This window comes from Patulibacter ginsengiterrae (assembly GCF_056269115.1).
Window position 1 is genome coordinate 517,078 of sequence record NZ_JBWDOG010000001.1, and the last position, 24,783, is coordinate 541,860.

Annotated in this window: 24 protein-coding genes; 9 read left to right on the top strand and 15 right to left on the bottom strand. The window is 72.7% G+C overall.

All coding sequences use genetic code 11. The features are described from left to right. Positions 1 to 8: 8 nt before the first annotated feature. Genes ACVUH9_RS02310 through hrcA form a run of 3 tightly spaced genes read right to left on the bottom strand, consistent with a single transcriptional unit; the run spans position 9 to position 3,051 of the window. A complete protein-coding gene (locus ACVUH9_RS02310) occupies positions 9 to 896 on the bottom strand; it encodes a 50S ribosomal protein L11 methyltransferase (RefSeq protein ID WP_475753537.1) in 888 nt (295 codons plus the stop codon). Beyond that, complete coding sequence (gene dnaJ, locus ACVUH9_RS02315) at positions 893 to 2,029, bottom strand: molecular chaperone DnaJ (RefSeq protein ID WP_475753539.1); 1,137 nt, start codon at positions 2,027 to 2,029, stop codon at positions 893 to 895. Before dnaJ ends, ACVUH9_RS02310 begins: the two co-directional genes overlap by 4 nt. Next, positions 2,026 to 3,051 carry a heat-inducible transcriptional repressor HrcA gene (gene hrcA, locus ACVUH9_RS02320; protein WP_475753541.1) on the bottom strand — a complete coding sequence of 342 codons (1,026 nt, stop codon included), beginning with the start codon at positions 3,049 to 3,051 and terminating at the stop codon, positions 2,026 to 2,028. Before hrcA ends, dnaJ begins: the two co-directional genes overlap by 4 nt. A gap of 136 nt (positions 3,052 to 3,187) precedes the next feature. Here hrcA and ACVUH9_RS02325 point away from each other — a divergent pair, with 136 nt between their 5' ends. Next, a complete protein-coding gene (locus tag ACVUH9_RS02325) occupies positions 3,188 to 3,916 on the top strand; it encodes a hypothetical protein (protein ID WP_475753543.1) in 729 nt (242 codons plus the stop codon). A 74-nt stretch (positions 3,917 to 3,990) separates the two neighbouring features. Further along, the gene (locus ACVUH9_RS02330) at positions 3,991 to 5,163 is read left to right on the top strand and encodes a YihY/virulence factor BrkB family protein (protein ID WP_475753545.1); all 1,173 of its coding nucleotides are present in this window, start codon (positions 3,991 to 3,993) and stop codon (positions 5,161 to 5,163) included. 126 nt (positions 5,164 to 5,289) lie between these two features. On the opposite strand, the gene ACVUH9_RS02335 is transcribed toward ACVUH9_RS02330, so the two are convergent. From ACVUH9_RS02335 to speB, 3 genes are all read right to left on the bottom strand, one after another. Continuing rightward, positions 5,290 to 5,793 carry a MaoC/PaaZ C-terminal domain-containing protein gene (locus ACVUH9_RS02335; protein ID WP_475753547.1) on the bottom strand — a complete coding sequence of 168 codons (504 nt, stop codon included), beginning with the start codon at positions 5,791 to 5,793 and terminating at the stop codon, positions 5,290 to 5,292. Next, positions 5,793 to 6,242, bottom strand: a complete 450-nt coding sequence (locus ACVUH9_RS02340) for a MaoC family dehydratase N-terminal domain-containing protein (protein ID WP_475753549.1) — start codon at positions 6,240 to 6,242, stop codon at positions 5,793 to 5,795. Before ACVUH9_RS02340 ends, ACVUH9_RS02335 begins: the two co-directional genes overlap by 1 nt. Positions 6,243 to 6,646: 404 nt before the next feature. Then, the gene (gene speB, locus ACVUH9_RS02345) at positions 6,647 to 7,630 is read right to left on the bottom strand and encodes an agmatinase (protein WP_475753551.1); all 984 of its coding nucleotides are present in this window, start codon (positions 7,628 to 7,630) and stop codon (positions 6,647 to 6,649) included. Positions 7,631 to 7,987: 357 nt separating this feature from the next. Here speB and ACVUH9_RS02350 point away from each other — a divergent pair, with 357 nt between their 5' ends. Together ACVUH9_RS02350 and ACVUH9_RS02355 are read left to right on the top strand one after the other, a co-directional pair. Next, a complete protein-coding gene (locus tag ACVUH9_RS02350; RefSeq protein WP_475753553.1) occupies positions 7,988 to 10,147 on the top strand; it encodes a hypothetical protein in 2,160 nt (719 codons plus the stop codon). Between the two features lie 68 nt (positions 10,148 to 10,215). Continuing rightward, positions 10,216 to 10,818 (top strand): TetR/AcrR family transcriptional regulator, encoded by a 603-nt coding sequence (locus tag ACVUH9_RS02355; protein ID WP_475753555.1) that lies wholly within the window; start codon positions 10,216 to 10,218, stop codon positions 10,816 to 10,818. A 36-nt stretch (positions 10,819 to 10,854) separates the two neighbouring features. Here the strand turns inward: ACVUH9_RS02355 and ACVUH9_RS02360 are convergent, their stop codons facing one another. The 6 genes from ACVUH9_RS02360 to ACVUH9_RS02385 all read right to left on the bottom strand — a co-directional run bounded on the left by ACVUH9_RS02360 (position 10,855) and on the right by ACVUH9_RS02385 (position 15,239). Continuing rightward, the gene (locus ACVUH9_RS02360; protein WP_475753557.1) at positions 10,855 to 11,649 is read right to left on the bottom strand and encodes an SDR family NAD(P)-dependent oxidoreductase; all 795 of its coding nucleotides are present in this window, start codon (positions 11,647 to 11,649) and stop codon (positions 10,855 to 10,857) included. 44 nt (positions 11,650 to 11,693) lie between these two features. Further along, positions 11,694 to 13,529, bottom strand: a complete 1,836-nt coding sequence (gene lepA, locus ACVUH9_RS02365) for a translation elongation factor 4 (RefSeq protein ID WP_475753559.1) — start codon at positions 13,527 to 13,529, stop codon at positions 11,694 to 11,696. 183 nt (positions 13,530 to 13,712) lie between these two features. Beyond that, entirely contained in the window at positions 13,713 to 14,051 is a 339-nt protein-coding gene (locus ACVUH9_RS02370) for an ArsR/SmtB family transcription factor (protein ID WP_475753561.1), read from the bottom strand. Continuing rightward, positions 14,048 to 14,503 carry an SRPBCC family protein gene (locus ACVUH9_RS02375; RefSeq protein ID WP_475753563.1) on the bottom strand — a complete coding sequence of 152 codons (456 nt, stop codon included), beginning with the start codon at positions 14,501 to 14,503 and terminating at the stop codon, positions 14,048 to 14,050. The genes ACVUH9_RS02370 and ACVUH9_RS02375 overlap by 4 nt, the downstream gene beginning before the upstream one ends. 86 nt (positions 14,504 to 14,589) lie before the next feature. Continuing rightward, positions 14,590 to 15,009 (bottom strand): type II toxin-antitoxin system VapC family toxin, encoded by a 420-nt coding sequence (locus tag ACVUH9_RS02380; RefSeq protein ID WP_475753565.1) that lies wholly within the window; start codon positions 15,007 to 15,009, stop codon positions 14,590 to 14,592. Continuing rightward, positions 15,006 to 15,239: a type II toxin-antitoxin system Phd/YefM family antitoxin gene (locus tag ACVUH9_RS02385; RefSeq protein WP_475753567.1), complete on the bottom strand. Its 234-nt coding sequence runs from the start codon at positions 15,237 to 15,239 to the stop codon at positions 15,006 to 15,008. Before ACVUH9_RS02385 ends, ACVUH9_RS02380 begins: the two co-directional genes overlap by 4 nt. Before the next feature lie 209 nt (positions 15,240 to 15,448). Between ACVUH9_RS02385 and gad the strand changes: the two genes are divergently transcribed. Then, a complete protein-coding gene (gad, locus tag ACVUH9_RS02390; protein WP_475753569.1) occupies positions 15,449 to 16,891 on the top strand; it encodes a glutamate decarboxylase in 1,443 nt (480 codons plus the stop codon). Here the strand turns inward: gad and ACVUH9_RS02395 are convergent. Further along, positions 16,880 to 17,695, bottom strand: a complete 816-nt coding sequence (locus tag ACVUH9_RS02395; RefSeq protein WP_475753571.1) for a hypothetical protein — start codon at positions 17,693 to 17,695, stop codon at positions 16,880 to 16,882. The genes gad and ACVUH9_RS02395 overlap by 12 nt on opposite strands. A gap of 217 nt (positions 17,696 to 17,912) precedes the next feature. Here ACVUH9_RS02395 and ACVUH9_RS02400 point away from each other — a divergent pair, with 217 nt between their 5' ends. The 3 genes from ACVUH9_RS02400 (at position 17,913) to ACVUH9_RS02410 (ending at position 20,495) form a co-directional block, all read left to right on the top strand. After that, positions 17,913 to 18,566, top strand: a complete 654-nt coding sequence (locus tag ACVUH9_RS02400; RefSeq protein WP_475753573.1) for a PadR family transcriptional regulator — start codon at positions 17,913 to 17,915, stop codon at positions 18,564 to 18,566. A gap of 91 nt (positions 18,567 to 18,657) precedes the next feature. Continuing rightward, on the top strand, positions 18,658 to 19,695 hold the full coding sequence (locus ACVUH9_RS02405) for an ATP-binding cassette domain-containing protein (protein WP_475753575.1): 1,038 nt from the start codon (positions 18,658 to 18,660) through the stop codon (positions 19,693 to 19,695). After that, the gene (locus ACVUH9_RS02410; RefSeq protein ID WP_475753577.1) at positions 19,692 to 20,495 is read left to right on the top strand and encodes an ABC transporter permease; all 804 of its coding nucleotides are present in this window, start codon (positions 19,692 to 19,694) and stop codon (positions 20,493 to 20,495) included. The genes ACVUH9_RS02405 and ACVUH9_RS02410 overlap by 4 nt, the downstream gene beginning before the upstream one ends. Positions 20,496 to 20,511: 16 nt before the next feature. On the opposite strand, the gene murJ is transcribed toward ACVUH9_RS02410, so the two are convergent. Further along, a complete protein-coding gene (gene murJ, locus ACVUH9_RS02415) occupies positions 20,512 to 22,938 on the bottom strand; it encodes a murein biosynthesis integral membrane protein MurJ (RefSeq protein WP_475753579.1) in 2,427 nt (808 codons plus the stop codon). A 162-nt stretch (positions 22,939 to 23,100) separates the two neighbouring features. On the opposite strand from murJ, the gene rpsT reads away from it, so the two are divergent. After that, entirely contained in the window at positions 23,101 to 23,370 is a 270-nt protein-coding gene (rpsT, locus tag ACVUH9_RS02420) for a 30S ribosomal protein S20 (RefSeq protein ID WP_475753581.1), read from the top strand. Positions 23,371 to 23,799: 429 nt separating this feature from the next. Here rpsT and holA read toward each other — a convergent pair whose 3' ends face one another. Further along, the gene (holA, locus tag ACVUH9_RS02425; protein WP_475753583.1) at positions 23,800 to 24,780 is read right to left on the bottom strand and encodes a DNA polymerase III subunit delta; all 981 of its coding nucleotides are present in this window, start codon (positions 24,778 to 24,780) and stop codon (positions 23,800 to 23,802) included. Positions 24,781 to 24,783 lie beyond the last annotated feature (3 nt).

The window sequence follows — 24,783 nt, forward strand, 5'->3', positions numbered from 1 at the left end:
GAAGCCGCTCAGGCCGGGCGCCGCAGCAGCAGCGCGGCCCAGTCGCCGTCGGTGCGGCGCTCGCTCTCGATCAGGCCCTGGGGCACGAACGCCGCGGCGATCGCGTCCGCCTCGTGGATCAGCAGCCCCGAGGCGATCAGCGCGTGCGGAGGGGTCCCGACGAAGCCGTCGGCGGCGACCCGCAGCAGCAGCGGCCGCAGCAGGTTCGCGAGGACCAGAGGAGCCCGCGTACCGTCGTCGAGCGGCCCCATCCCGGAGGCCCCGTCACGGAGCAGGTCGAACTGGTCGGCGGTGACCGTGACGCCGTTGACCGCGGCGTTCTCCAACGTCGCCGCGACCGACGCCAGCTCGTTGTCGACGCCGTGGACCGGCGACCAGCCGAGCTGGGCCGCAGCCACGGCCAGCACGCCCGAGCCGCAGCCGAGGTCGAGGACCGGACCACCGTCGAAGCCGGGCTCGTCGGCGAGCGCGACCAGCAGCTCGAGGCAGAGCCGGGTGGTCGAGTGCCCGCCGGTCCCGAACGCGCGGCCGGGATCGACGATCAGCTCGCGAACGGGCTGCGCCGGCTCGGCGTCGCCGGCGGCCGCGGCGTCGTAGGCCGGCGACCACGGCGGACGCACGTGCAGCCGGCCCGCGATCAGGACCGGCTGGTGGAACGAGCGCCAGCGGTCGGCCCAGTCGTCGGCGACGGACTCGCCGACGATCTCGACCAGTGCCGAGCCCAGCGTCGCCTCGAGCGTGGCCGTCGAGGGCAGCTCGTCCTCGCTGCCGTAGAAGCCGTACTCGATGACCTCGCCGAGGTCGCGCTCGTCGACCCCGGCCGGTGCCAGGTCCATCAGTGCCGCCAACGCCAGCTCGGCGTCGTCGCGACGGACCCGCACCGCGCGGCGGATCATGACTTGCGCCACAGACGCCGGAGACGGCCGACGACCGACTCGTCGCCCTCTTGCAGCTGCTGCTCGTCGAGCGAGTCGGAGAGCTCCCGCAGCAGCTCGCGCTGGCGCTCGCTGAGCCGGCGCGGGATCACCACGTCGACCACGACGTGGAGGTCGCCGCGACGACCGCCGCCGACCCGCGGCATCCCGCGGCCCTTGAGCAGGATCGTCTTGCCCGGCTGGGTCCCGGCGGGGATCTCGACCTCGAGCGGCTCGTCGAGCGCCTCGACGGTGATCGTCTGGCCGAGCGCGGCCCGCGGGGCCGGCACCGGGACGACGGTGATCAGGTCGTCGCCGTCGCGCACGAAACGCGGATGCGGGGTGACGCTGACCACGACGTAGAGGTCACCGTCCGGCGCCCCCGGCTCGCCCTGGTGACCGCGGCCGCTGAGCCGGATCCGCTGGCCGTCGGCGATCCCTGCCGGCACGTCGACGGTCAGGCTGCGCGTCGTCTGCCGCAGCCCCTGGCCGTCGCAGTCGTCGCACGGCTGCTCCGGCACCTGGCCACGTCCGCCGCAGGCACTGCAGGTCGCGCGGCGGACCATGTCCCCGAACGGCGTCCGGCTGACCTGGTCGACGACCCCGTGGCCGCCGCACTGCGAGCAGCGGGTCAGCTTGCTGCCCTTGGCCGCGCCCGAGCCCGAGCAGGTCTCGCAGCGACCGACGATCTCGACCTCGACCGGGACCTTGGCCCCGGTCAGGGCCTGCTCCAGCGTCAGCTCGACGTCGACGGCGAGGTCGCCCCCGGCCCGCGGGCCCGAGGCGCCTCCGCCACCGAACGCCTGCCCGAAGACGGCCCCGAACAGGTCCGACATCGACCCGAAGCCCTCGAAGTTGGGGTTCGACCCCATCCCCCGCTGCCGCAGGCCGTCGTGGCCGTAGCGGTCGAAGGTCGCCCGGCGCTCGCCGTCGGAGAGGATCTCGTAGGCCTCGGCGACCTCGCGGAAGCGGTCCTGCGCGTCGGGATCGTCGGGGTTGACGTCCGGGTGCAGCGTCCGGGCCAGGCGCCGGAAGGCCTTCTTGATCTGCGCCTCGTCGGCGTCGCGATCGACGCCGAGCACCTCGTACGGGTCACGCGGGACGGTTTGACTCATACGTTCTCGTACAGCTCCTCGACATACCGGGACAGCTGGAAGGCGACATCACGTACCGCGCGGATGGCCTGCGGGTAGTCCATCCGAACGGGGCCGATCACCGACACGCTGCCCAACTTGCGCTGCGGCGGGCCATACCCGGCCGCGACCACGGCCAGGGATCGTAGGGCCGGGACGGGGTTCTCTGCTCCGATGTGCACGACGACGTCGGGACTCTGGAGCGCGTGGCGGAGCAGATGCAGGATCGTCGCCCGTCGTTCCAGCTCGTCGACGAGCGCGTCGAGATGGGCGACGTCGGCCGCTCGCGACTCGTGCATCAGCCGCGCGGCGCCGCTGATGTAGACCCCGCCGCCGGCGTCGCCGCTGGTCGTCCCGAGCCCGTCGAAGGCCGGCCGCAGGGCATCGAGGAAGCGCCGCTCGCTGACGCCGAGGCCCGGATCGTCGAGCCGCACGCGGAGCATCCGCGCCCCGAGCCCGATCCCGACCAGCCGCTCGTTCAGGTACTCCTTGGCCCACGACGCAAGGCCCGAGTCGACCGGTCCGGGGAAGCCGACGACCCGCTTGGCGACCTCGCCGGCGGAGGTGATCACGACGACCATCACCGCGCGCGGCTGGAGCAGCAAGACCTCGACGTGGCGGATCGTCGCGGTCGAGACCGGCGGCGCGGTCACGACGGCGAGCAGGTCGGTGACCGTCGAGAGCGTCTCGCTGGTCATCCGCATCACCGCGTCGACCTCGCGCTGGACGATCTCGAGCTCGACGCCCGGTCCCTCGGACGTCGCCGGCAGCAGGTGGTCGACGAAGTAGCGGTGGCCGGCGTCGGTCGGGAACCGCCCCGCCGAGGTGTGCGGGTGCGCCAACAGGCCCCGCTCCTCGAGCAGGGCCAGCTCGTTGCGGATCGTCGACGGACCGAAGTCGAGATCCGGATCGGCGGAGAGCAGCTTGCTGCCCACCGGCAGACCCGTCTCGCGGAAGCGCGCGACGACCTTCCCGAGGATCAGCTCCTGGCGGGGGGTGAGCATTCGTCCTGCGATCGTACCGAGCCCCCGCGGCGTCCCTCTGCCCAGGCCACGGCGGCTGTCATCGCGACGTCCGAGCCGCCGGTGCGGCCCCATCGCTGATCGCGCCCTTCGGTACGCCTGCGATCGTGGCGGGCCGATGATCGTCTTCGCCCTGCTGGCGCTCGAGCTCGTCTGCATCTACGTGCTCGGCCGCCGGCTGCTCGACCGCCTGGTCGGCCACGCCGTGCGGGTCGGCGGGCTCCGCCGCGGGCTGGTCTGGGCCTTCCTGGCTCCGGGCGTCGCCCTCCACGAAGGCGCCCACGCGGCGATGGCGACGGTGCTGCTGGGGCGGGTCGAGCGGTTCGTCCCGTTCCGGCCGCGGCCGACCCCGGACGGCGGGGTGCTGCTCGGCGAGGTCCGCTACCGACCCTCGCGGCTGCCGGTCCTGGGCGGCCCGGTCGGGCGGGCGGCGATCGGCCTCGCGCCGCTGCTGCTGGTGCCGGCCGTCGTCTACGTCGCCGGCTGTGCCCTGGTGCCGGGCGTGGCCGTCGGCGACCTGCCGCAACGGCTGCCCGCGGCCCTCGTCGACCGCGGCCCGACCGTCGGCGGCCTGCTGTGGCTGTACGTCGCTCTCAGCGCCAGCGTCGGCCTGCTGCCGTCGAAGGTCGACCACCGCGACCTGCCCCGGGCCCTGCTGGTGCTCGCGCTCGTGGCCGGCATCTGGCTGCTGTGGCGGGGCGGGCTCGACGCGACCGACGGGTCGCGGCTGGTGACGGGCGCCGGCGGCCCGGCCCGGTTCCTCGCCCAACTGCTCGCTCCGCCCGCCGTCGTCGCGCTCGTCGGCGGCTTGCTGGTCGGCGTCCCGGGCCCCCGGCGGGCGAGCTAGCGCCCCACCTCGCGGGCGGCCCGGGCAGGGGTATACCCCCGATTCGCCTGCGTCGTTCAAGCTTCTCCGTTCCGATGCGCCGCGTCCGAGCCGTCATCACGCGCACCGCGATCGCGTTCTACCGCGACCAGATGACGCAGCATGCCGCTGCGATCACCTACTACAGCCTGATGTCGCTGTTCCCGGTGCTGCTGCTCGCGCTCTCCCTGCTGGGCGTCGTCGGCGAGTACCCGCGGACCTACAACGCGATCGTCGAGTACCTGCGGACCGTCGCGCCGGAGTCCGTCGTCCAGCCGATCGACAGCTCGCTGCGGATCGCCCTGCGGAACAAGAGCACGGCCACCACCGGGCTGATCCTGAGCATCTTCATCGCCTTCTACGGGACCACCGGCGTGCTCGAGTCGATGCGGCGGGCGCTCAACGTCGCCTTCCGGGTCGAGGGCGGGCGCAGCTTCCTGCGGCGCAAGACGATCGACGTCGCCTCGACCTTCGTGCTGATGACGCTGGTGCTGGCGACGATGGTCTTCGTGGTCGTCGGGCAGGAGCTGGCCGTCGAGCTGTTCGACCTGATCGGGCTCGACCGCGGGGCCGCCACGCTCTGGGCCGCCGTCCGCTGGCCGGCGGCGGTGACCAGCGCGATGCTCGGCTTCTCGTTCATCTACTACGTGACCCCGGACTACAAGCACCGAGCGTTCCATCTCGTGACGCCGGGGGCCGTGCTCGGCGTCAGCGCCTGGCTGCTGGTCTCGTACCTGCTCTCGCAGTACATCTCCAACGTCGTCAACGTCGGTGCCCTCTACGGCGCGTTCACCGGCGCGATCGTGGTCGTGATCTGGCTCTGGCTGTCGAGCTGCGCGCTGCTGTTCGGCGCCGAGCTGAACGCCGCGATCGCCGACGAGGCGGACGCGGTGCTCGAGGCCGATGGGCCGGAGGTCGTCGGGACCAGCCACCCCGAGCTGGTGGCCACCGAGGCGGCGGCGGGCGCGGACGAAGCGGCGGCGGCTGAGGGCGAGACGGCGGCGGACGCGGACGAGACGGCGATGACCGACGGCGAGACGGCGGCGGACGCGGACGAGAGGGCGATGACCGAGGGCGAGACGCCACCGGTCGAGGACGAGACGGCGGCGGACGACGACCAATCGTCGCCGGTCGGCACCGAGGCGCCGGCCGACGGCGACGCCGAGGTCGAGGTCGGGCGTCCCGACGAGGATGGTGCGCAGCCCGCGAGAGGCCCCGGCCCCTCCTAGCCGTCGTTTCCGACGACGCCGAGGACGCGTTCCTGAGGACGTTGCCCGGGGTGGCGGCTCCGCTGCCGGCGCCGGCGGGGCGCGGCGTCATCGCGAGCCCGACCGGCGATGGTGCACGCCCGCTCCCTACCGAGCGGACCCGCCAGGAACGGCAAACGGATCGGCCGCTCGCGGCGCCAGCAGCTGGCTCTGCCGGAACCGCACCCGCGCCTCGGCGTTGCGGATCACCCGCGCCGAGCCCTGCTTGGCGACGGCCGTGACCGTCGCGACGTCCTCCTCGACCGCCTTGACCTTCGAGGTCACGACGATCTCCTGCTCGGGCACGGCCATCCCGCGGAAGTCGACCTTCAGGCGCAGCAACGACCCGGGGGCCTCGCTGCCACCGACGGCCTCGGTCTGAGCACGGGCCACCTGGGCCATCGTCCAGAGCCCGTGCAGGATCCGGCCGGGCAGCCCGACCTGGCGGGCGAACTCGTCGTCGACGTGGATCGGATTGAAGTCGCCCGAGGCGCCGGCGTAGCGGACGGTCAGGTACCGGTCGGGGAGCACTTCGAGCGTCGGCAGCTCGCTGCCCGGAGCCCAGGTCGGGAGCGGCTCGGCGTCGGGCGTGGTGGTCGTCTCGTCGCTCATCAGCCGTTCCCCCGCACGATGTTGGTCCAGGTCCCGGTCGAGACCAGCGCGCCGTCGGCGTCGGTCGTCCGGGCGCCGAAGACGTAGTAGGTGAGGTCGACCGTGTCGACCACGCGAACCTCGTCGAGGGTCACCTCGGTGCTGACCTCGTCCCCGGCCACCAGCACCCGCTCCCAGACGAACTCCTGGGCACCGTGGACGAGCCGCCCCATGTCGATCCCGACCTCGGGATCGAGCATCGCCGGACCGATCGCCGGCGACGAGTAGACGACGACGAACATCGGCGGGGCGACCAGGTCGGCGAAGCCGGCCGCACGGGCCGAAGCGAGGTCGAGGTGCAGCGGGTTCGTCTCCCCCACCGCCCGCGCGTACTCGCGGATCTTCTCGCGGCCGACGGCGTAGCTCACCGGCGGATAGCGCTTGCCCACGGGGGCGGTGATGTCAGCCACGCTGGACGGTTCCTCGGGTCGGATGGGCGGCGGCCGGGCGAACCGCCCGGAGACCGCCACGGAAGGCGGCCGATGCTATCCGTCGCGCCGGTCCCCGCCCACCCCACGCCCGTCGGGTCTGCCGGCGGGCGGGCAGGCCCGGGTCGCGGGCGACCGGCGCGGCGGGCGACCGGCGCGGCGGGCGACCGGCGCGGCGGGCGACCGGCGCGGCGCGGGGGGGGCGAGATGGGCGGGCAGGGGCGCGGCGGGTGACCGGGGCGTTCGCGATGTGTTCGCCACCGCCACGGTGGACAACACATCGCGATACGGGTGGCGGGGTGGACTGATGCGGATTTACCGCCTATACGACAGCAAATCCGCATCAGCCCGCTCTCGCCCGGGTCCGGTCCGCCTCGAACGGCCGCTCAGCCGCGGCGGCGGATCGCGATCCCCGTCAACGCCTCCCGCACCACCCGATCGGCCACCAGCGCCGTCACGTCCCGCGCCCCGACCCGCTCCGGAGACACCTCCACCACATCCATCCCGACCAACGACAGCTTGGACGCCACCTCACGGCACGCCCACAACAGCTCGCTGGAGGTCATCCCGCCCGGCTCCGGCGTCCCCGTCCCCGGCGCGAACGCCGGGTCCAGCACATCGACATCCACCGACAGGAAGACCGGCTTCGCGTCACCGCCATCACGCGACAGCACCGCGACCGCATCGGCGATGACCGCCCGGATCCCGCGATCGCGGATCTCGTGCATGAAGAGCGACGTGATCCCCCGCTCCCGCTGCCACCCGAACTCGACCTCACCCGGCCAGTAGCCGCGCAAGCCGATCTGGACGTACCGCTCCGGGTCGATCACGCCCTCCTCCACCAGCCGGAACATCGGCGTCCCGTGCGAGCGCTCGACGCCGAAGACCTCACGCCCGGTGTCGGTATGCGTATCGAAGTGCACCAGCCCGACGGGCCCGAACTTCGCCGCACAGGCCCGCATGTCCGGCTCCGCGATCGAGTGATCGCCGCCGAGGATCACCGGGATCGCACCGGCCGCCAGCACCTGCGCGACGGTCGCCTCGATCGCCGCATGCGACCTGACCGGATCCGCCGGCAACACCGGCGCATCCCCGAAGTCGATCACCCGCAACACGTCGAACGCATCGACACCGCACTCCAGATGCGGCCCCGACGGGCAACTCGCCGCGCGAATCGCCCGCGGCCCGAACCGCGTCCCCGGACGATCGGAGACCAGATCATCCATCGGCGCCCCGACGACCGCGACGTCGACCCCGACCAGGTCCGCCGGATCCTCCGAGTACGGCACCCCCGCAAAGCTCAACAGGCCCGCATAGTCCGGCTTCTCCCCGAACTCCGCCCACCGCGACAAGGGATCGATCGTCGTCATGGGCGCCAGCCTATCCGAACTGAAAATTCAGTCAAGTCAGACTTCAGGCCACGAGAACGCCGTCGCTGCGCGAGCGAACGGGCGACCTCCCCGACGCGGAACACCGGAAGCCCGATCGACACACCCCGGACCCGCGGCCCGCCACCGATCGACACACCCCGGACCCGCAGCCCGCCCACCGATCGACACACCCCGGACCCGCAGCCCGCCCACCGATCGACACCGCCGGACCCGCGGCCCACCCACCGATCGGCACGCCCCGACCCACCGGCCAAGCACCAGGCGACACGCCCCCGACCCGCAGGCCGCGTACCGAGCGGCGCGCCGCCGCCGGCCGATCCGGCACCATCCCCGGTCGTGCCTGTGTTCCCCCCGCTCCGCCGGTCGCTTCTCGTGCTCGCCCTCGCCGTGCCGCTCGTCGGCGCATCGGCGGCGTCCGCCAGCGATCCCGCCGGCGGCGAGCTGGACCCGCACGAGCTGTCGTCCGGGCTCGCCAGCCCGCGCGCGACCGACCGCGATCCAGCCGCTCCGGGTGGCACCGCCGGCGCCGACCCCAACGCGCTGATCACCGGCGAGCAGCGGCTCCAGGCCGCCGCCCCCGGCGACCTGTGGGCCGTCTCCGACGCCGCCGCGACCCCGATCGACGCGCTCTGGAGCGCCGAGCGCGGCGCGTACCTGATCCGCAACGCCCCCCGTGCGCGACTCAACGCCGAGATGCTGCTGGCGCACTCCTACGCGGCCCTCACCGGCCACCAGGGCGTGACCGGTCGCCCGGACCGGATCGAGCCGCTCGTCCGACTCCTGACCGGCCCGATGTACCTCGCGACCCTCGACGGCAAGGTCACCCCCGCCCCCGATCGCGGCCACAGCCAGACCGTCCATGGCCCGGGCTTCACCGAGCCGGGCGGGGCCGTCGTCACCCAGCACCAGGCGCTCGATGCGATCGTGATGCGCGCGTTGGCCGCGGCCTGGCGCGCTCGCGACGTCGCCGGCCTCTCGCAGGATGCCCGCAACCTGATCTACGACCGGGTCGTCTCCGTCGCCCGCTCGCCGTTCTGGCGCTCCCCGAGCCGGCTGCTGAACCAGATCAACTGGAACGCCGACGTCTACGCGGCCGACGCGACCGTGACCGGCGATCCGGTCCTGCTCCAGCAGGACTACCGCCAGCAGCTGCTCTGGTTCATCCAGAGCGCCCGCCGGCCGGCGTACCCGAACGGCACCTCGAACCTCGCGAGCGGCCTCGGCTTCCACTACCTGCCCAACCGCGTTCCGACCAACCAGACCAACCTCTCCGACACCGCCGAGTACGCGAACATCACCCTCGGTGCGCTCGCCTACTACGACCAGGCGCTCGCCGCCGGGATGCAGCCGCTGCCGCCGAAGGACCAGCAGCTGCTGCGCGACTGGACCCGGCGGATCGCGTACGGCAACTGGACGACCGCCGGCTACCTCAACTGGGACTCCGGCAAGAGCGTCCAGCGGCTGTACCTGACCCAGTACTGGATGCTGGCCCTGCGCGGGTTCGCCGCCGGGACCACCGGGGCGATCGGGGGCGGCCTGCTCCCGAACCAGCAGGCGACCGCCCGCTGGCTGACCCAGGCCGCGATCCAGCACTACCAGCAGGCCGCGGCCGACAGCAACTCGGTGATCCTGCCCGCCAGCGCCTACGGGTTCAGCGGCAGCGCGCTGGTCTCCGACAACTTCGACGGCCTGACCGGAACCGCCCGGCTGGCCTCGACCACCGCCGAGCTGGCCGAGCGCGGCCTCGCCGCCGTCAACGGCCCCGCGACCCGCCTGCCCAACGCCTACGCGCACGACGAGGACCTCGGCCGGCTGGCGGTCTCGACCTCCCGCTACGCCACGGCCTTCCTCGCCCCGTGGGCGCCGCTGCAAGTCGGCGGGCTCGAGCCGTCGCGCCTGTTCGACGCCCGCGGCCGAGCCCTGACCGGCGTCGGAGGCAACCGCGACGGCAGCCTCGGCCTGCGACTGTCCGCCGGCCCCTCGACCCTGATCGAGACCCAGCCCGGCGTCCGCCGCAAGGCCCAGTCCGGGCTCAAGCTCCCGAAGGCGGCCAAGAACGCGTCCAAGCCGCTCGGCAAGCGCCTGACCGTGACCGGGGCCGACAGCGCCGACAGCGTGCTGCTGAAGGTCTCCCACACCCTCACCGGCTCCTCCGTGCGCACGACCTACACGGTCACCAACGAGCGCAAGAGCGCGATCACCGCGGAGCTGCGGCTGCCGACCTACGGGATCGGGACGAGCGGCAACCTGGTCGTCGGCCAGGAGCTGTCGGCGGGCGCGCTGAAGCGCAAGCTGACGCTCAAGTCGCCGACCGGCGCGACCTACGTCGCCCTGCTCTCCGGCCTGCCCCCGCGGGCCGTCGGCAAGGTCGTCAAGGTCCGCAGCGGCCAGCGCGGGAACCCGACCCCGGGGCCGCAGCTGCGCGTGCGGGTGAAGCTGCCGAAGAAGTCGAAGACGAAGATCGTCCGGCTGCTGACCGTTCCGTCGCCGGGCTGAGCCGGCCCTCCCCCGAGCCCCGGCGCGGACGGCCTTCGCGCGCCGACGGTGCTCTACCCTGGCGCTAGATGACCGACCGCCGGACCGCGATCCTCAACGCGGCGATCCACGTGGTCGCGCAGCACGGCGTGCGGGCGCTGCGGGTCGAGGCCGTCGCCGCCGAGGCTGGGGTCGCCGTCTCGCTGCTCTACTACCACTTCGGCAGCCGCGCGGGCCTCGTCCGGGCGACGCTCCAGCACGCCAACGACCGGGCGATCGAGGCGATGCGGGTCCCGACCGCCCACGGGCGCAACGGTCGCGAGCTGGTCGACGCGACCCTGCTCTCGGAGCTGGACGACGACGAGCGAACACGTGAGACCGCTGTCGTCTGGGGCGAGGTCGTTGCCTCCGCCGTCTTCGATCCGGAGATCCGCGAGGCGCTGCGGGCGGCCAGCGAGGCGTGGGCCGCGCTCGTGGCCCGCACGATCGAGATCGGGCGCGAGGACGGCTCGATCGACCGGCGGATCGACGCGGACGCCTGTGCCCAGCGGCTGACCGCCACGGTCGAGGGCCTCGCCGCCCGCTGGCTCGCCGGGCTGCTCGAGCGCGAACGGGCTTGCGAGCTGCTGGCCCAGACGATCGAGGCCTGCCTGAGCGTCCCGGCGGCGGTCCCGACCCCGACCGTCGACTGACGCCACCCCGGCCGGAGCCCGCGAGCGAGCGGCCGGCTACACGATGCTCGGCACCGAGCCGCCGTCGACCGACCAGGCGGCACCGGTCACGTAGCCGCCACGGCGCGAGGCGAGCAGGACGATCACGTCGGCGATCTCCTCCGGGGTCCCGAAGCGGCCGAGCGGGACCCGCCCCTTCGCCGCCGCCAGCGCCTGGTCCTTGGTCACTCCGGCGGCCTCGGCGGCCTGCTCGGCGAGCCCGCCGGGCTGCATCCACAGCTCGCTGTCGATCGGGCCGGGAGCGATCGCGTTGACCCGCACCCCGCGGCCGGCGAGGTGCTCGGCCCAGGCCCGCGAGAGCGAGAGCTGCGCGGCCTTGGTCACGGCGTAGGCCATGTTGCTGGAGGACGGCCGCTTGCCGGACGACGACGAGACCAGCACCGCCCGCCCGCCGCCCGGCGCGGCGGCCAGCGCATCGGCGGCGGCCAGCAGCAGGGCGTTGGGGCCGAGCACGTTCAGCCGCCACTGCCGGTCCCACTCCTCGGCGGTCAGGTCCTCCGGCGCCATCCGTTGCGAGGTGCCGGCCGCGGCCACGATCGCGTCGAGCCGCCCGTGGGCCGCGAGACAGGCGGCGGCGATCCGCTCCCCCGCGCCGTCCGCGGTCACGTCGACCGCCAGCGTCGCGTGCGGGCCGCCGGGCAGCGCGGCGACGGCCTGCTCCAGCCGCCCGCCGTCCCGGGCCACCAGCAGCAGGAGCGCGCCCTCGGCCGCCAGCCGCTCGGCCGTCGCGCGACCGATCCCGCTCGACGCCCCGGTCACGACGACGGCTTCTCCGGTCAGCTCCAGGTCCATGCCGCCATCTTCGCGCAGCCGGCCGATCGGCCGGGCGCCGCGACCTACTTCGAGTCGCCCAGCTCCAGCACGGCGAGGAACGCCTCTTGCGGGACCTCGACCCGGCCGACCTGCTTCATCCGCTTCTTGCCGGCCTTCTGCTTCGTGAGCAGCTTCTTCTTCCGCGAGATGTCGCCGCCGTAGAGCTTCTCGGTGACGTCCTTGCGGTAGGCCTTGACGGTCTCTCGGGCCAGCACCCGGCCGCCGATCGCCGCCTGGATCGGCACGTCGAACTGCTGACGCGGGATCTTCTCCTTGAGCTTCTCCGTGAACTTCTTGCCCATCTCCTGCGCCTTGGTGCGGTGGACGAGCAACGAGAGCGCGTCGACCGGCTCGCCGGAGAGCAGGATGTCGAGCTTGACCAGATCGCTCGCCCGGAGCCCGATCGGGTCGTAGTCGAAGGACGCGTAGCCGCGGGTCCGCGACTTCAGCTGGTCGAAGAAGTCGAGCACGATCTCGACCAACGGCACGTCGTAGCTCAGCTGCACGCGGTCGGCGGAGATGTACTGCATCCCCTGGTGCTCGCCGCGCTTGTCCTGGCACAGGTCCATGGTCGTGCCGACGTACTCGGTCGGCGTGAGCACGTTCAGCTTCACGAACGGCTCGCGGATCTCCTTGATGAAGGTCGGATCCGGATAGGCCGAGGGGCTGTGGATCTCCTCGATCGTGCCGTCCTGGAGCTGGAGCTCGAAGCCCACCGACGGCATCGTCGCGATCAGGTCGAGGTCGTACTCCCGCTCCAGCCGCTCACGGACGATGTCCATGTGCAGCAGGCCGAGGAAGCCGATCCGGAAGCCGAAGCCGAGCGCGTCCGAGGTCTCCGGCTCCCAGGCCAGCGCGGCGTCGTTCAGCGACAGCTTCTCGAGCGCGTCGCGCATGTCGGGGTACTGCGCGGTGTCGGTCGGGAACAGGCCGCAGAAGACCATCGGCTTGATCTCGCGGTAGCCGGGCAGCGGCTCCTCGGCGCGAACCAGCTTCTCGCCACCGCCGCGGACGCCGGGGCGGTGGGTCAGGGTGTCGCCGACGCGCAGCAGCATCACGTCCTTGATCCCGGTGATCACGTAGCCGACCTCGCCGGGGCCCAGCTCCGAGATCGGGACCATCTGCGGGCTGAAGATGCCGAGCTCGTCGACGTCGGCCTCGGTGCCCGCGGCCATCGCGGCGATCTTGTCGCCCTTCTTGAAGACGCCGTCGACGACCCGGATGTAGGCGACGACGCCGCGGTACTGGTCGAACTCGGAGTCGAAGATCAGGGCGCGGGCGGGCGCATCGCGGTCGCCGCCCGGGGCCGGCACGGTCTTGACGAGCTGGTTGAGGACCGCGTCGACGCCCTCGCCGGTCTTGCCCGAGATCCGCAGGATCGAGTCGGCGTCCTCACCGAGCAGGTCGGCGACCTCGCCCCCGACCCGCTCGGGCTCGGCGCCCGGCAGGTCGATCTTGTTGAGGCAGGGGATGATCTCCAGCCCCGCGTCGACGGCCAGGTAGGTGTTGGCGAGCGTCTGGGCCTCGACGCCCTGCGAGGCGTCGACGACGAGCAGCGCGCCCTCGCAGGCCTGGAGCGAACGCGAGACCTCGTACGTGAAGTCGACGTGCCCGGGGGTGTCGATCAGGTGGAACATGTACGTCTCGCCGTCCTCGGCGTCGAAGTACACCCGGACCGCCTGCGACTTGATCGTGATCCCGCGCTCGCGCTCCAGCTCCATCGAGTCGAGCAGCTGTTCCTGCATGTCGCGGTCGGCGACCGTGTCGGTCAGCTCGAGGATGCGATCGGCCAGCGTCGACTTCCCGTGGTCGATGTGGGCGATGATCGAGAAGTTGCGGATCTTGGACTGGTCAGCCATCTGGAACCACACAGAGTACGTGCGCCCCCACCCCGCCTGCCCGGCGGTCACCGCGACGGGGCGTGCGGAAGCCACGTCGTCGGTGGCCGCGAGCGGCACGGGCGACCGCGACGGACGTGCTGCCAGCCCCGCCCGCCGCTCGGCCGATCGACGTGCGCGCTCGCTTCGCAGCGAGCGCGCCGGCTACTGCTCGGCCAGTCGCTTGAGGGCCGCCAGCCGCGTGTCCCACTGCGACGCGAGCTCCGCCATCCAGCGCGCGGTCGCGTCGAGCTGCTGCGGACGCACGCTGTAGCGGACCTCGCGCCCCCGCCGTCGCCCCTCGACCAGCCCCGCCCGGTCGAGCACACCGAGGTGCTTGACCACCGCGACCCGGCTGACCGGCAGCTCGCCGGCCAGCGTCGTCGCCGTCCCCTCGCCCCGCTCCGCGAGCAGGCTCAGGACCGACCAACGGGTCGGGTCGGCGAGGGCCGCGAAGACCTCGTTGGTCGGCGGCGGGACGGTCGCGGGGGCGACCGCGCTCATGCGGCTACACGGGTGGCGTAGTCGACCAGCTCCTGGAGCTCCGCCCGCCAGCCGCGGGTGTTGCCCTCGACCGCCTGCAGCTGCTGGTCCTCGGCGATCTCGAGCGAGGCGAAGCCGCTCTCCACGACCCGCAGCCGGGTCCCGTCGCCCTCGGCCTCGAGCGTGAACTCGACGAGCGTCGAGTTGGTCGCCGTCGGCGCCACGTTCCGGACCCCGGGGACCGGCACCCAGCGGTAGGCGAACCGCCGCGGCTGCTCGATCGCGACGACCTCGGCCAGGGCCGTGCCGTGCTCCTTCCAGTGGAAGGCCATCGCGCCGCCGGGCCGCAGGTCGACGGTCGCGCCGGCGTCCCCGAACCAGCTGCCGATGTGCTCGGCCTCGGTGATCAGCTCCCACACCCGCTCGAGCGGGGCGGCGATGCTGATCTCACGTTCGATCTGATCGGTAACCATGGTGAAGCTCCTCGTTTGCGTCGTGCGGCGAACCGCCTTGTGTCACCGCAGGGTTACACATCAGCCCCGCACATGCAACCCCCGAGTTACACATCGTCGCCCAGGCCCGACCCCGCAGCGCCCTCCCCCGGCCAGTCGACCGTCACCCCGTAGGCCGCGAAGGCCGCGTCGGCGGTGACCACCGACATCCCGAGGTCGAGCGCCTGCGCGATCAGGAGTCGGTCGAACGGATCCCGGTGATGCAGGGGCAGCTCGGCCACCGACCAGGTCTGACTCCGCGTGATCGGCGTCGCACCGAAGCCGAGCTCGGCGACCAGCCGGGGCAGGTCCTCGGGGACCCGCAGCTTCCCGACCGAGCGCTTGATCCCGATCTCCCAGAACGCGACATCGCTGACGACGAATCGCGACGGATCGTCGGCGATCGCCGTGGCCAGCGCGGCGGGCAGCCGCGCGTCACCCGCCAGCGCCCACAACAGCGGGTGGGTGTCCAGCAACCGCGCCGTCACCGGTACGGATCCCACTCCGGCCCGAGCTCGTCGACGCCCTCCGCGATCTCGATCCGGCCGGCCAGCGCTCCGATCGGCGAGCGGCGCGGGGTGCCGACGGAGTCGATCGCCACGAGCCGCACGACCGGCCGATCGCCACGACGGATCGTGACGTCCTCCCCCCGCTCCGCGGCTGCGATCAGCCGCGACAGCTGGGTCTTGGCCTCGCCGATGCTGAACGGATCAGGCATGGCTTCGACGCTACCACTACTTGGCCAGGTTGGCCAAGCAAGCTTGCCGGCAGGATCCGAGCGATCCGGGGAAGCGGGCGACGTCATGGCCCCACGATGCCGCGAGGCCCAGCACCGAGACAAGGGCAGACGGTGCCGATCACGCACCGAGACCGTGCCAACTTCGCGGACTCCGCGATTGCCCCACGTGGACGGCGTATGGTCGGCGCATGGCCCTCCACCAGCCGTCCCGCAAGCACGTCACGACCGAGCTCTCCGTCAATCCGCTCTACGAGTCCCGGGTCGGATCCGTCCCGCGATACGCACTGCCCGACTCGAGCATGGACCCCCGGCTCGCCGAGCGGATCGTGGAAGACGAGCTCCTGCTCGACGGCAATGCCCGTCTGAACCTGGCGACCTTCGTCACCACCTGGATGGAGCCCGAGGCGGAGGCGTTGATCGCGCGCTGCCTGAACAAGAACATGATCGACAAGGACGAGTACCCGCAGACGGCGGAGCTCGAGTCCCGTTGCGTGGCGATCCTCGGCCGACTGTGGTCGGCCCCGGAGTCCGGCCCGTCGACGACCGCCGTCGGCTGCTCGACGACCGGATCGAGCGAGGCGGCGATGCTCGCCGGCCTCGCCCTCAAGCGCCGCTGGGAGGCGCGCCGCCGCGCTGCCGGCGAGCCGATCGACCGCCCGAACATCGTGATGGGCGCCAACGTCCAGGTCTGCTGGGACAAGTTCGCCCGCTATTGGGACGTCGAGCCGCGCCTGGTGCCGATGGAGGGCGAGCGCTTCCACCTCGACGCCGAGACCGCCGTCGCCCAGTGCGACGAACGAACGATCGGCGTGGTCGGGATCCTCGGCTCGACCTTCGACGGCAGCTACGAGCCGATCGCGGAGATCGCTGCCGCCCTCGACGCGCTCGAGGAGCAGACCGGACTCGACATCCCCCTACACGTCGACGCGGCCTCGGGCGGGTTCATCGCGCCGTTCCTCGACCCCGAGCTGGTCTGGGACTTCCGGCTGCCGCGGGTCGCGTCGATCAACGCCTCCGGCCACAAGTTCGGGCTGGTCTACCCCGGCGTGGGCTGGGCCCTGTGGCGCGACGCCGAGGCGCTGCCCGACGAGCTGGTCTTCCGGGTCAGCTACCTCGGCGGGGAGATGCCGACCTTCGCCCTCAACTTCTCCCGCCCCGGCTCCTACGTCGTCGCCCAGTACTTCACCTTCCTGCGACTCGGTCACGAGGGCTACCGTCGCGTGCACCAGGGCTGCCGCGACACCGCGACGCACATCGCAGGCGCGCTCGAGCAGACGGGTGCGTTCCGGGCCCTGACCCGCGGCGACGAGCTGCCGGTCTTCGCGGTCACGCTCGCCGACGACGTCGACGCGTTCTCGGTCTACGACGTCTCGGCGACCCTCCGCGAACGCGGCTGGCTGATCCCCGCCTACCCGTTCGTGGAGGCCCGCGACGACCTGCACGTCCTGCGGATCGTGATCCGCAACGGGTTCAGCGACGACCTCGCCGAGCTGCTGCTGTCCGACGTCGACCGGGCGCTCGGCCGCCTCAGCAAGCAGCACGCCCCGGTCCGCGGCGTCGAGCACGCCGACTTCTCCCACGGGGCGCACCGCCAGCCCGGATCGGTCGCCGCCTCCGCCTCAGCCCGCTGAGTCGCGCATACGCAGGCCGTGGGCGGTGGGCACGAACGGGAACGGGATCGTGATCGCGGTCTCAGCGTGGTTGCAGATGTGGACCTCGGCCTCGAGCTTGTCCCCGCGCCGGACCAGGCCGCCGTCGACGGCGATTCCCGGCGGCGGCGGGTCGTTCCCGGTGGTGACGACGACCACGTCACCGAGACGGATCTGCCCGCCCACCGGCCGGTCGTAGCCGACCGTGTCGCAGCGGCCGGGGGCGATCGTGGTCGGCCCGACCTGGAGTGCGTCCCACCAGACGGAGAGGTCCTCCAGTCGCAGGCTGCCGTTGGCGACCCGCGACGTGTCGACCGCTCCGGCGGCGAGCGCCGAGCACCCGACCGCCCCGTCCGCCAGGCCCGGAGCGGGGAACGTCCCGGTCAGGACCCCGCCCGCCGGCCCGGTGCTCGGCCCCTCGGGACCACGAGCTCCCGCCTCCCCCTGTGGCCCCCGCTCCCCCGCTTCGCCCCGCTCGCCGGCACGACCGCTCGCGCCCGTCGCTCCGGCCGGACCGACGGCGCCGGCGGGCCCAGCGACGCCCGCCTTCAGCTCGCCCTTCCGGAAGTCACGGCTGCGCAGGGAGCCGTCCTTGACCTTCCCCGACGTCACGGAGCCGCTCGCCAGATGGCGGGTCTGCACCTGCCCGCGACCGAGCTGGACGGCAGCGACGGAGGTCCCGCCGAGTGCGACGAACAGCGCGATCGTGGCGACCACGCCGGAGTAGGTCGGCCGACGGCGTCGCGGCGGCCGACGGTCGGGACGAGCTTCGGGATCGATTCGCATCGACCCGATCCTGCGCCCCGGGCCGCTGCCGCACATCGGGCATCTCCCTCGACCGCCCGGGCGACCGCAGATCGCGCGACCGCCCCGCCGGGCGGCCGACGCCGGCCGGCCCGCGGCCCACCACCGGATCCCGCGCCGGCCGGTCGACTCCGCCATGCCGATCCCCGACGCCCCAGCCCCTCCACACTTCGGGAACTAGTTCTGCAAAACTAGTCGTGTGAAAGTCAACCACGCGACCCTCGTCGTGCTCGCGCTCCTGAACACGGAGCCGATGCACGGCCACCAGATCCGCCGGATCTCGGAGATCGTCAACCTCAGCCAGTGGGCCGAGGTCTCGACCGGGGCGATCTACAACACCCTCCGCCGGCTCGCTGCCGAGGGCGAGATCGTCCCCCTCCGCAGCGAGCAGGAGGGCAACCGGCCGCCCCGGACCGTCTACGCCCTGACCGAGGCCGGGCAGTACCAGCTGCGCCGCTTGCGCGAGATCGCCCTCAGCCAGGCCAGCCTCGATCCCGCGGTCAACCTCGCACTGGTCTTCACCGCCCCCGGCAGCGACCCCGACGAGCTCCGCGAGCTGCTGAACGAGCGCAGGATGCGACTGAAGGTCCAGCACGAGGACCTCGTCCACCACCGCGAGCGCGACACCCGCCTGGCCAGCATCCCGGCCACCGCCAAGCTCTCGTTCCGCCAGTGGGAGCTGCGCCTCGCCGCCGAGATCACCTGGCACGACGAGCTCGACGCCCAGATCGACGCGCTCTGCGACCCCGCGGCGATCCTCCGGGCGCCCGACCACCTGAAGCCGGTCACGACCACACCGAGGGATCGCGGACCGAAGTCGTCCTCGATCGACGGCAAGGTCCCACCCCGATGACCGACGCCCCACGCCGCCACGGCCGCGACCGCGGCCCGACCCCCGAACCAGCCTCCCCCGTCCCGTTCCCGACCGAGAGGACCCCGATCACATGAGCACCGCCTCGACCACGGCTCCCGCCACCGGCTCCCCCGCCGTCGATCCGACGCTGGCGATCGACGCCCGCGGGCTCGTCAAGACCTACGGCGAGGTCCGGGCCCTCCGCGGCCTCGACCTCCAGGTCCCAACCGGCTCCGTCTTCGGCCTGCTCGGCCCCAACGGCGCCGGCAAGTCGACGACGGTCAAGATCCTGACCACGCTCGCCGCGCCGACCAACGGCCAGGCCACCGTCGCCGGCGCGAACATCCGCACCGAGCAGGCCGCGGTCCGCGCCCGGATCGGCGTCGTCTCCCAGAAGTCCGGCACCGACAAGGCCCTGACCGCGCGGGAGAACCTCGTCCTCCAGGGCCGGATCCACCAGATGTCGGCCGCCGACGCCAAGGCCCGCGCCGACGAGCTGCTCGACCGGTTCGCGCTCGGCGACGCCAAGAACCGCGTCGTGCGCGGATTCTCCGGCGGGATGCAGCGGCGGGTCGACATCGCCACCGCGCTGATGCACCGGCCGCAGGTGCTGTTCCTCGACGAGCCGACGACCGGCCTCGATCCGGAGATCCGTGCCGAGTTGTGGAAGATCGTCCGCGGCCTCAGCGACGACGGGATGACCGTCCTGCTGACCACCCACTACCTCGAGGAAGCCGATCAGCTGGCGGCCCAGCTGGCGATCGTCGACCGCGGCCAGATCGTGGCCAAGGGCTCGCCGGAGGAGCTCAAGGGCGAGCTCCACGGCGATGCGATCACGGTCGAGCTGGCCGAACCGGCGCCGGAATCGGTCGTCGGCCTGCTCCAGGGCGCGGTCGCCGGGATCGGCGAGATCTCCGTCGACGGACGGACCGTCCGGGCCCGCGTCGACCACGGCGCGACCGCGACCCCGCAGGTCCTCCAGGCACTCGAAGGCGCGTCGCTGGCCGTCGCCACCATCACCGTCTCCCGGCCCTCGCTGGACGACGTCTACCTCCGCTACACCGGCCGCGCGTTCGCCGAGGCCGATGCCGGCACCGCAGCCCAGAACGACCCGAAGGACGCCCGATGAGCACGATCGTCGCCCAGACCGGCTTCTTCGCCGGTCGCCAACTGCGATCGCTGATTCGCCAGCCGTGGTGGATCGCGATCACCCTCGTCCAGCCGATCGTGTGGCTGGTCCTGTTCGGCGCGCTGTTCAAGAGCACGACCGAGATCCCCGGCTTCGCCGGTGACGACTTCGTCCAGTTCATCGCGCCGGGCGTGATCGTGATGACCGGCTTCATGGCCTCCGGCTGGGCCGGGATGGGCATCCTCAACGACATGAACGAGGGCGTGATCGACCGCTTCCTGGTGACCCCCGCGACCCGCACGGCGATGCTGCTCGGCGCGGTCGCTCAGGGTGCCCTGAGCGTGCTGATCCAGTCGTTGATCATCGTCATGCTCGCGTTGCTGCTGGGCGCGACCTTCCCGGGCGGCGTCGTGGGCGTGGCGGTACTGCTGCTGATCTGCCTGCTGCTCTCGACCGCGGTCGGCGCGCTCTCCTACGCGCTCGCGCTCGTGACCCGCAGCGAGGAGACCCTGATCGCGATCCTCAACTTCGTGATGCTGCCGCTGGTCTTCGTCTCGACGGCGTTCCAGCAGAAGCAGCTGATGCCCGACTGGATGCAGACGGCGACCAACTTCAACCCGCTGAACTGGGCGATCGAGGCCAGCCGCAGCGCGTCGCTCGACGTCCCCACCAATCTCGCCGCGGCCGGCGGCGCCGACTGGGGCGCGATCGGCCTGCGGGTCGGAGCGCTCGCGCTCCTGGTCATCCTCTGCCTGATCGTCGCCAACCGCGCGTTCGGCAAGTACCAGCGCCAGGCGTAGGCACCGAAGCGGGCTCTCAGCGCCCGCGGCGGCCGCGGCGACCGCCGCCGCGGGGCGGCGGGCCCTCGCGGCGGCGACGCTCGCGCTCGGCGATCCGCTCGAGCGCGGCCTCGCGCTCGGCGATCATCCGCAGCGCCTCCTCGTGGCGCAGCTCCTGCGCGGAGGGCTCGCCCGCCGGCACCTCGCCCGCCGGCCACGGCACGTCGAGCGTCTCGCCGCCGCCGCGATGGGCGGCCGTCGGCCAGTCGTCCGCCGCATCGTAGAGCCCGGGCTCCCCCGCGCCAGCCTGCTCGCCGGCACCGCGCTCCTCGCGGTGCGGCGCGTCGGCGTGCGGCCCGTCGCCGTAGGGCGCCTCCGTGAAGCGGTCGTCCGCGGTGGGCGCCTCGGTCCCGGCCTCGTCGTACCGCGATGCCCCGCGATCCGCTCGGGGTCGCTCGCCTCCGCCCGGCGTCGCCCCCCGTCGCGCGCGCCCGGTACCCCGGCGGGACACCGCACCGCCCGCTCGACCCGTACCGATCCCGGCGGAGGCCGCAGGGCCGGCGATCGCCACCGCCGAGGCCGGAACCAGACCGACGAGCACCCGAGAGAGCACGACCGCGACGACCGAGACGAGCCGGAGCGGCAGCGCCAGGATCTCCATCACCGAGACCACCACGTGCCGCACCCGTCGCACCGCCGATCGCCGACCGGCGCGAGCCAGCCCGGACGCCCCCGGCAACCGCGACCCCAGCGCCCGGAGCCGGATTCCGAGGCGTACGAAGCGGCCGCCCGCCCGCTCCAACTCGGTCAGGCCGATCTCGTGGGCGATCCCGACGTAGACGACCGCGCCAGCGACCACCGCCAGACCGAGGTAGAAGATCGTGACGATCGAGCCCGGCGTCCCGCCACCGATCGCCTCGCTGCCGACCCCTCCGACCACCACGACGCCCGTCGCCGCGAACACCGCCAGGACCGACGCCACCAACACCTGGAGCAGCGAGCGGAGGACCGGTGCCAGACCGAGAGGTCCTCCCGTCTCGCGCCGGAGCAGTCGAATCTGGAGCGTGACGAGGACGACGTTGCCGACGAACGTCCCGAGCACGATGCCCGCGATCCCGAGCGGCCGGTAGAGCGCCAGCGACGCCACGACGTTCGCGACGAGGCTCCCGAGGGCCAGGCCCGTGTTCGCCCAAGGCCGTTGGAGGGCGAAGAACGTCCGGCTCAGGAGCAGGCTGACGCCGTTGAGCGCGAGGCTCGCCCCGAGCCACACGAGCGCGACGGTCGCCGCGTCCGTGTCGCTCGTGGTCCATTGGTCGCGCTGGAAGAGCACGGTGATGATGTCGTGCGCGATCGGCGGGCTGCTGAAGAGCAGGCCGACCGGCACGAGCAGCACCAGGATCTGCGCCATCCCGCTGCTGACCAGCCCCCGGAGGGCCTCGTGATCGGCCCGAGCGACCGCACGCGCCATGACCGGGAAGAGGACCGTCACGATCGCGACGCTGAAGACCCCCTGCGGGAGCATGTACAACCGGAACGCAACCTCGATCGCCCGCGGTCCCTCCTCCGAGACCTCGCCGCCGAGCTTGGCGTCGACCGCGGCGCTGAAGTTGATCAGGCCCAGGCTCAGGGCGACCGGGACCATCAGGACGAGCACCTGCTTGACCCGTGGGTCGCGCAGGTGGATCTGCGGAACCAGTCGTATGCCGTAGCGCCGCAGGACCGGGACCACCATCAGCAGCTGCACGATCGTCCCGACGAGCACGCCGATCGCCTGCGCGTAGATCCGCTCCGGGCTCCCCTCGGGCCCGAAGCTGGAGAGCAGCGACAGATTGACCGCGATGATCACGACGTTCCACACCAGCGGCGAAAGCGCCGGAATGGTGAAGTGGTCGTACGCATTGAGCGCGCCCACGAACAGGCCGTTCAGGCCGAGCAACAGCACCGTCGGCAGCATGATCTGCGACAGCACGACCGTCACCGAATCGATGTTCGAGACCTCCGCCCGCAGCGCGTCGCTGGTCAGCAGCGGCACGTACAGGGGCGCCGTGACCATCGCCACCGCGCACAACGCCCCGAGCCCGATCAGCAGGACCCAGAAGAGCGTCGACATCAGGAGCAGCGCCTCTCGGCGCTTCTTCTGCTCCAGCAGCTCCGTGAAGACGGGCACGAATGCGGCCGAGAGCGCCATATCCGCGAACAGGCTTCGGAGCAGGTTCGGGATCGTGAACGCGAGCGTGAACGCACTCGCCACGGCCCCGCCGCCGTAGATCGACGCGGAGACCATCTCGCGCACCAGGCCCGCGATCCGCGAGAGGCCGGTCGCGATCGAGAAGATGATCGTGTTGCGGGCCCGGCCCTCCGCGCTCTCGCGCTCCTCGACCGCGGGAATGCTCCCCGTCTCTCCGTGCTCCGAAGCGAGGGCGGCCGACGCGGCAGCGCGGTTGCGTACGGTCGACGAGTTCACCGAGGCGGGATCCTACGTGCCGCGGAGGCGTAGCCCGGAACTGGGCACGGCGGTTGGCCCGCGGTGGTCTGCTCCCCGCCAAGCGAACCACCGTCGCAACGAGCGACGCCCGGACCGCTACGCACCGATGACCGTGTCGCCGCTACTATCCCTCGTCGGCTTATGGCAAACATCGCATCGCAGAAGAAGCGCATCCTCCGTTCCGAGCGGGAGCGGCTCGAGAACCGGCGCTACACGTCGGCGCTCAAGACCCAGTTCCGCTCGCTCGAGGCTGCGATCAAGGCCGGTAACGCGGACGAGATCAAGGCTGCTCAGAGCAAGTACACGAGCCTCGTCGACAAGTCGGTGAAGTCCGGTGCCCTGCACCGCAACACCGGCTCGCGCAAGAAGGCCCGCTCCGCTCGCCTGGTCAAGGCGGCGACCGCGGCCTGAGCCGCCCGGGCGAGCCTCGCGCTCGCCCCTTTGGCGCCCGTCGTAGGCGCCTGCTTTCCACGGCCCGTCTCGACGGGCCGTCGTTCGTTCCCTGACCGGCGTCTGCTCGGTGGCGTCTTGTCGGCCCAATGCCGTCGGCCAGGTGCCCGTCCGACGGCATCCGGTCCCACCGGCGTTCGGTCCCGATCGCGTCCGGTCCCGCCACGTGTCTTGGCCGACCGCGTCCGGTCCCACCGCTGTTCTGGCCCGGTCCCGGTCCGGCCAGGTGTCGTGACCGACCGCATCCGGTCCCATCGGTGTTGGGGTTCGACAGCGTCCCGTCCCACCCGTGTCCGGCCCGACAGCGTCCCCCGGCCGGCCTGACCTGACCCGACCCGATGACCCACACCCCGCGGCTCGCGGTGGCGGCTGCGCGGGGCCGGCCGGCGGTCAGCGTCGGGCGGTGATCGCGCCGATGGTCCGGATCGCCTCGGTGTCGGGGTCGAGCGTGCTCGCGCCGCGCGAGGCGAGCTCGAGTCCGGCGAGCCGGTCGACGGCCAGCGCGAGCGCTGCCCGTCCGGCGTCGCGGGCCTCGCTGATCCGGCGGTCGAGCTGCCAGGGCGGCATCCGGACGGTCTTGGCGATCGTGCTCCGGTCCTCCCCCGCCTCGAGCCGGCGGGCGATCTCGAGCGCGACCCGCATCCGCGACTGGAGCAGGCCGGTCAGCCGGGCGAGCGGCTCGCCCTGCGCCCGCAACGCGAGGTAGGCGGAGACGGCGCCGTTGCGGTCGCCGGCCATGATCGCGTCGACCAGGCCCCAGACCTGGCGCTCGGCCCCGTCGGCGACGGCACCCTCGACGTCGGAGGTCGAGAGGCGCGCCCCCGGACCGTGCTCCAGCGCCAGCTTCTCCAGCTCCCGCTCCAGCCGCACCCGCCGCTCGCCGACCTGGGCGACGAGCGCCTGCGCCGCCGCCCCGTCGAGCTCGACCCCGAGCCGGTTGGCCTGCTCGACCGCCCAGCGCGGCAGATCCCGGGCCTTCAGCGACTGCTCGGAGACCAGCGTCCCGCCGATCTTCTCGACCGCCGCCGCCAGCGCGGGCGGAGCCTGGAGCTTCTTGTCCTCCATCGCCACGAACGCGACCGTCGTGGTCTCGCGGTCGAGCGCCCGCAGGACCGGCACCAGCGCGGCGGCGACGTCGGCCTCCTTCCAGCGCTCGACGCCCTCGACCAGCACGAACCGGCGGCCGATCCCGAGCGTCATCGCCGACAGGGTGTTCGCGACCGCGGCCGGGGTCGCCTGGTCGTCGACGAGCTGCTCGACGCCCTCGGAGCCGACCTCGGCCTCCGCCGTCGCCTTGAGTCGCGACCGACGCTCGCCGACGCGATCGTGGTCGTCGCCGTGGATCAGGTAGGCGGGCAACCAGGCGGGCATCAG

What these genes read in the sequence shown, in the direction of transcription:
- ACVUH9_RS02370 (WP_475753561.1), bottom strand. Translation starts at nt 14,051, where the DNA reads ATGAGCGCGGTCGCCCCCGCGACCGTCCCGCCGCCGACCAACGAGGTC.
- ACVUH9_RS02335 (WP_475753547.1), bottom strand. Translation starts at nt 5,793, where the DNA reads ATGAGCGACGAGACGACCACCACGCCCGACGCCGAGCCGCTCCCGACC.
- holA (WP_475753583.1), bottom strand. Translation starts at nt 24,780, where the DNA reads ATGCCCGCCTGGTTGCCCGCCTACCTGATCCACGGCGACGACCACGAT.
- lepA (WP_475753559.1), bottom strand. Translation starts at nt 13,529, where the DNA reads ATGGCTGACCAGTCCAAGATCCGCAACTTCTCGATCATCGCCCACATC.
- ACVUH9_RS02330 (WP_475753545.1), top strand. Translation starts at nt 3,991, where the DNA reads ATGCGCCGCGTCCGAGCCGTCATCACGCGCACCGCGATCGCGTTCTAC.
- ACVUH9_RS02385 (WP_475753567.1), bottom strand. Translation starts at nt 15,239, where the DNA reads ATGCCTGATCCGTTCAGCATCGGCGAGGCCAAGACCCAGCTGTCGCGG.
- ACVUH9_RS02310 (WP_475753537.1), bottom strand. Translation starts at nt 896, where the DNA reads ATGATCCGCCGCGCGGTGCGGGTCCGTCGCGACGACGCCGAGCTGGCG.
- gad (WP_475753569.1), top strand. Translation starts at nt 15,449, where the DNA reads ATGGCCCTCCACCAGCCGTCCCGCAAGCACGTCACGACCGAGCTCTCC.
- ACVUH9_RS02375 (WP_475753563.1), bottom strand. Translation starts at nt 14,503, where the DNA reads ATGGTTACCGATCAGATCGAACGTGAGATCAGCATCGCCGCCCCGCTC.
- ACVUH9_RS02410 (WP_475753577.1), top strand. Translation starts at nt 19,692, where the DNA reads ATGAGCACGATCGTCGCCCAGACCGGCTTCTTCGCCGGTCGCCAACTG.
- ACVUH9_RS02360 (WP_475753557.1), bottom strand. Translation starts at nt 11,649, where the DNA reads ATGGACCTGGAGCTGACCGGAGAAGCCGTCGTCGTGACCGGGGCGTCG.
- speB (WP_475753551.1), bottom strand. Translation starts at nt 7,630, where the DNA reads ATGACGACGATCGATCCCTTGTCGCGGTGGGCGGAGTTCGGGGAGAAG.
- ACVUH9_RS02405 (WP_475753575.1), top strand. Translation starts at nt 18,658, where the DNA reads ATGAGCACCGCCTCGACCACGGCTCCCGCCACCGGCTCCCCCGCCGTC.
- ACVUH9_RS02325 (WP_475753543.1), top strand. Translation starts at nt 3,188, where the DNA reads ATGATCGTCTTCGCCCTGCTGGCGCTCGAGCTCGTCTGCATCTACGTG.
- ACVUH9_RS02395 (WP_475753571.1), bottom strand. Translation starts at nt 17,695, where the DNA reads ATGCGAATCGATCCCGAAGCTCGTCCCGACCGTCGGCCGCCGCGACGC.
- dnaJ (WP_475753539.1), bottom strand. Translation starts at nt 2,029, where the DNA reads ATGAGTCAAACCGTCCCGCGTGACCCGTACGAGGTGCTCGGCGTCGAT.
- hrcA (WP_475753541.1), bottom strand. Translation starts at nt 3,051, where the DNA reads ATGCTCACCCCCCGCCAGGAGCTGATCCTCGGGAAGGTCGTCGCGCGC.
- ACVUH9_RS02355 (WP_475753555.1), top strand. Translation starts at nt 10,216, where the DNA reads ATGACCGACCGCCGGACCGCGATCCTCAACGCGGCGATCCACGTGGTC.
- rpsT (WP_475753581.1), top strand. Translation starts at nt 23,101, where the DNA reads ATGGCAAACATCGCATCGCAGAAGAAGCGCATCCTCCGTTCCGAGCGG.